Origin of the sequence: Sodaliphilus sp., assembly GCF_045598405.1 — a bacterium.
Lineage (GTDB): Bacteria > Bacteroidota > Bacteroidia > Bacteroidales > Muribaculaceae > Sodaliphilus > Sodaliphilus limicaballi.
This window is the reverse complement of record NZ_JAZLLZ010000099.1, coordinates 1-5,650: the sequence shown is the minus strand read 5'-3', so window position 1 is coordinate 5,650 and position 5,650 is coordinate 1. Positions and strand designations below refer to the sequence as shown.

General features: G+C 46.5%; 2 protein-coding genes. Both read right to left on the bottom strand.

Annotated features, from left to right (window positions below; translation table 11 throughout):
• Window positions 1-2,337: leucine-rich repeat protein (locus ACKI3C_RS07435; protein ID WP_407403608.1), on the bottom strand; the 2,337-nt coding region annotated here is incomplete at its 3' end.
• Window positions 2,338-2,509: 172 nt separating this feature from the next.
• Window positions 2,510-5,332 carry a leucine-rich repeat protein gene (locus ACKI3C_RS07430; RefSeq protein WP_407403606.1) on the bottom strand — a complete coding sequence of 941 codons (2,823 nt, stop codon included), beginning with the start codon at window positions 5,330-5,332 and terminating at the stop codon, window positions 2,510-2,512.
• Window positions 5,333-5,650 lie beyond the last annotated feature (318 nt).

Below are 5,650 nucleotides of genomic sequence, written 5' to 3'. Positions count from 1 at the left end.
GGCGTTGATGTCGCTCACATCTACGATGCCGTTGCCATCCACGTCGGCACGGCCGTTGTATTTGCTTGCCGATTCTTTGCCCAGAACGATGTTGATGAGAAGGTTGGCATCGCTGATGTCAACAGTTCCGTTGCCGTCCACATCACCCGGGATATCGCTGCCGCCCTCTATGCTCTCAATCTTGAAGAAATTTTTCCAGAAGCTTGCACCCTTGTACTGTGCGAGGCAGCTGTTGTGTACCTTGAGGGTAGCTTGGTAGTAGAGGTTGCTCAAAGTGTTGGCTTTGACTGTGGGAGGCGTTGTGGGCTCGGCAATGATTGAAGTAAGCTTGCTGCAACCGGCAAATGCATTCTCACCGATATAACTTACCTGTGCGGGAATCTTAATTTCGGTCATCGCCGACAGTCCGTTGAAGGCATAGTCGCCTATCGTCTCAAGGAATGTCATTTTGTCAATACCCGGGTCAATCATATTGGTTGCGCCCTCAAAGCAGTGCTCGCCTATCCTGATCATCTTGTAGCGCTTTTCGGCGTCATAGAACTGGTTGAGCTCGCGTGATGAGGCCATGAACTTTGCCAAGTTGCCCATGCCGGGATAGTTGACATACTCGGCTGTACCAGCATATTCTACACCGTCCTCGGTGAAAGGCTCATTACTAATGATATTCATGCGGTAGGGACTGCTGAAAGCGTTAGACACATTTGTGCCATAGGTAAAGTCGCAGGCACCACTGGTGATAGACCGGAACGCATTGTTCCACACGGGATCGGCCTTGTAATCATCAATCGCGTAGTAAGGTACATGCAGCGCACAGGTTGAAGGCACGCCGGTGAAATCCATTTGAGAAACTCCCGCCAAATTCATGTTGAGGTACAATTCGGTCAAGCTGCCCATTCCTTTAAACACTTCATATTCAATACCTTTAACAAAAGGAACAAACATACGCTTAACCTTAGTACCGCTAAATACTTCAAAACCTAGATATGTTAATCCAAACGGAATTACGACATCTCCCGTAAGGCCTGAATTCTGGAACGCATTAGATCTAATTCTTAACAGGTTTTTGTTAAATTTAAACGATGTAAGCGAGCTACAGTCCTTGAAGGCATATTGCTCGATATATCTAAGGTTGGGCAATGAAACCGAAGTAAGGTTTTTACAATCATTGAAGCTTGAATAGCCAACAGAGTCAATATTTTCTCCACCGGTAAATTTTGTTGCGTTAGAATGAGAGAAAGTTAAAACGGCAATTTGAGTAACTGCATAGTATTTACCACGAATCGAAAGAACAAACGGAATATTGTTCTCACCGCTAACGTTGCCATAGTTGATACCAGGCACAACTGATGCACGGCCGTCATATTTTGCTCCGTTGACTGTGCATGGCTCGGTGCTGTTGATTGAGAAGTCCAGCTTGCCAATGCTCAGGTCAAAGCCTACTCGCGGGTCAACGTTGATCGACTTGAAACCGCTCCACTTAGATTTAAATTCCGATGCCAGCTCACGGCGAACATGCAGGTTGATATCCTGGCGGAGAGAGGAAGTTGCAAATTCGTCAGCTTTCTCAATGGGGACACTGGTTGTGTTAAGATAAACATCTACCTCATCGAGATTGGCGCGACCCCAAAATGGTCCGGAGCCATCATTAGCAACATAGAAATCTTTTACCGAACTGGGAATAACTACTGCTTTACTATTGATATAATAAAACGGCATCATCATCAGTTTTGTAACACCATAAGGGATGTCGATGGTTTCCATTGTAGAGTTTGCAAATGCATAACTGCCTATCGAGGTGAGTTGCGAGGGGTAAAGTGCGCTCTTCTTGCCTGCAGGCATTGTGTGCAGCTCGGTCAAGTCCTTAGTATAGAGTGCATGGTCGTAAGTTGCAAATTTTTTGTTTCCCTCTGCAACATTGATTTCGGCAAGTGATTCGCAATTCCTAACAAAACCTATATTGATTAATCTGACAGAACTGGGGATGTCAAGGGTCTTTATGCTCGTGCCAGTGAAAGCTTCAAATCCGATATATTCTATATTTGCACCGATAGTAATATTAGTGATATTAGCGCGACCCCTATAAGCATATCCAGCAATCTCGTTGATGTCATAAATTTTGTCATCGGGCCCCACGAGACTGAGTGCAATCTTACTGCTGGTAGCAGTGGTGTTGTTATACGACTTCACGGCAATTTTGCCCGCTGAAGAGGAAGTGGCAGCAACCTTGACCTCATAGGTGTAGTCACCATTAGAACTATTGAATGTGTCGCCCACATTAAGCGCCCATGACGACAGCGCCACGGCAATCATTGAAACAAATGTCAGTATATTTTTCATAATGAGTTAAAAGCCTCTCCCCCAACCCCTCTCCTGCAGAGAGGGGAGTTTTTATTATGGAAGTATCAGTAAGAGACTGATAATTGAGGCATTTTGTTATTTAGTTATTATTTTTTTCAAAAAGCTACCCCAGTTCTCCCCTCTCTGAAGGAGAGGGACCGGGGAGAGGCTTTTACTTGCCCAGGATAATGTTGAGCGAGATGTTAACATCCATAATGTCAACCACGCCGTTGCCATCCACGTCGGCACGGCCGCCGTACTTGGTTGCAGAGTCCTTGCCGAGCACAACATTGATGAGGATATTTGCATCGGTAATGTCAACCACGCCGTTGCCATCTACATCACCCTTGACTCCCCCACCCTGCTTGGGAAGGATATCAAGGTAAATCTCGCTGAACGAAGGTGTCACATCGGGAACATAATAAGCGCTGCCCGAGGGAACATAAGACTTCATCTCGGGCTTGTCGAGACGCTCATATAGCTCGCTCCACACATAGTTACCGCTTGCGGGCATCACTGCATAGTCGCCCTCGGTGGCAACGGCTGTCATGCGATTACTCTTGGGAGCAGTAACACTTCCAGCGGGACGCTCGAGCAAGTATCTCTTACCGGGGGTAAGACCTGTGAGGATAACGCCTGTGCTCGCGGGCACCGATGTTACCTTCTCGGTAGTTGCCACAGTACCGGTGCCGGATGTACCCATGTTGTTGCCTTTAACGACATAGGCGTTCACGCCGCTTGCTGCGAAGTCAACGGGAACACACACGCCCAGTGCCATGGTCTTGTGGTCGGGCACGATGAAGGGGTTGAGGTTGTCCTTGAGGGCTGATGTGCTGGTATCGGTCCAGTTCTTTGCCTGGTTGAAGTAGTTGAGCAGGTCGTTGTAGTGCACGTAGCAGCGGAAACCGTTTGCGTTGTTGCCATAGAGCTGACCTTCCAGGGTGAGGTTTGACATGCGGGGCAAAATGGTAAGGCTTGAGAGGCTCGTAGCATTGTGGAAGGCATAGTCTTTAATCGTAGTGACCGTAGCAGGGACAACGAGAGAGGTGATGCCCGAACCCTCAAACGCCAAGCTGCCGATAGTCTTGAGACCTGTCATGTAAGTTGTGTTAAGAGTCTTAATGCCGGTAGCATTGCGGAAGCAGCCATAGTCTATCTCGGTGATGAGATAAGACTTGTCAACGCCATAATACTGGTTTCTCTCATATCCTGATGTACCGAAAGCGGTAGCAGTTTCGATGTTGGGGTGATAAACATATTTAGCAGTACCGGCATAGGTCTTGCCGTCAACTGTCACGGGCGTATTGTCAACAACAGTCATGTGATAAATCGAGTTATTGCGGTCGCTCATCTTGCCATAGGTGAAGTCGTAGGCACCGTTCTTGAGAGTGAGGTTCTTCCAGCCTGAATGGCCATAAAATGTATTTAGGCTACCATAAGGCACATAAACCGAGCAAGAAGAAGCCACGCCGGTGAAATCGTAAGTGTTGCCGGGTGCTGCGCCTGCTGTTGTGTTGATGACAATCTCTGTGAGCGACTTTGCACCCTTGGCAAAGTTTGAGCCCACCATAACACAACTGCTGGGGATAAGCAGGTGGGTTATTTTAGAGCTGGCAAATGCCGATGCTCCGAGGATATTGAAGCCGTAAGGCAGCACAACTTCCCCACCAAGTGTAGAGCCTTCAAATGCGTTATCGCCAACAATACCTAGCCCCGAACCCCAGTTAACCGATTCCAGTTTCTTGCAGTTTTTAAATGCGCTGGCACCTATTTGCATCACATTGGGCAGTGAGATTGTGGTCACGCCCTCACCCTCAAACGCCGACATGGCTACATGGAGGACATTCTTGCAACCAGCCACAGGGTACTCGGTTCCGGGAAACTTGCGGAACGATTTCTTGCCCAGGCGGGTAACTGCATACTTCTTTTGCACGCCTTCGATGGTAAATGTAAGATAATCGGGCACTTCGTCGAGATATCTCTCGTGGTAGAAGCCTTTCACGGTCTCAACCTCACCGTCATAAGTCACGCCACCTATGGTTACAGGCTTGTCGCTGATCACCGAGTAAGTAAGTGATTTATCGTATGCCATATAGTCGGCAGCCACGATGTCATACTCGTTAATGCTCTTGAAAGAACTCCAACCGTTCTGCTTGTAAACGTCGGCATAGCCATCGGGGACATGGAGATCGGGCAGATAGCCGGGAGAGAATGTTTCGGTCTTATACACAGGAGGATTCTTTGAGTTGAACGCGAAGCGGTCAATGTTCTTGCAACCATAGAACGCAAAGTCACCTACTCTTGTCACTGTTGCAGGCAACGAAACAAACGACAGATTATTGCAGTATGCAAAAGCCCATTCACCCACCCGGTTGACACCATACCTGAGGAAAACTCGCTTAAGGTAGGGGTTGTGGGCAAACGCATATTCAGCAATATTGTTAACCTGCTCGGGGACAGCAAATTCGCGCTGGAATTCAGTCTTGTTGAGAGCAGCAGGCATCCACATGAGCGAATACATGTTCTTGCTATAGAGCACGCCGTCCTTGACCACATAATAAGAGTTGGTCGACGGGATTGTCACTGTAGCAATGTTGGTACATCCATAGAACGCACCGCCATAGAAGTTCTTCAACGACGAGGGAAGATCTACCGAGGTGAGTCCTGTACAGCCCTCAAAGGCACTGGAGTATATCGTCTCGACAATCGACTTGCTGAAGTTAATCGATTTCATTGCAGTATTGTCATGGAAGGCAAACGGCCTGATGCCAACGATGTTAAAGTTCTCACCGTTATAAGACACACTGTAAGAAATAAACACACTTGCATCGCTACCAGTGTATTTGCTGATGCTTACTTCGCCTGATGATGAACTACTTGCAGTTTTGTCTACATAATATTCAAACTTGCCCACAGTGAACTTGTCGCCCACTTTAGCAGCCCATGACGACATCGCCACGGTAATCATAGCTGATAAAAGAATTAATTTTTTCATATAGTATTTTTGTTTTAAAATTATCGTTATTTTTTTACTAAAACTTTAATCTACAAAGATAATAATTTTCACAATCATTTGAGAGGGCATAACATTATTTAACACTTTGACATATAACTATTCAGCAATAGAACTCCCCGCGCGAATCTCAATGATCTCACTGATTTTTTCATTGAATATATCCTTAATTCCGCAGCACTTTTGTTAACAATTTTTATAATATCCTGAGCAACAAAAAGTTGCCCAGGATTTTGTCATGTCGGTGATTTCACTTAATTTAGTGCTGCAAATAAAACCAAACGAACCACCAACACGACA

Bases quoted from the DNA above. Each gene is read 5' to 3' on its own strand.
- ACKI3C_RS07430 (WP_407403606.1), bottom strand. From the start codon at position 5,332: ATGAAAAAATTAATTCTTTTATCAGCTATGATTACCGTGGCGATGTCG.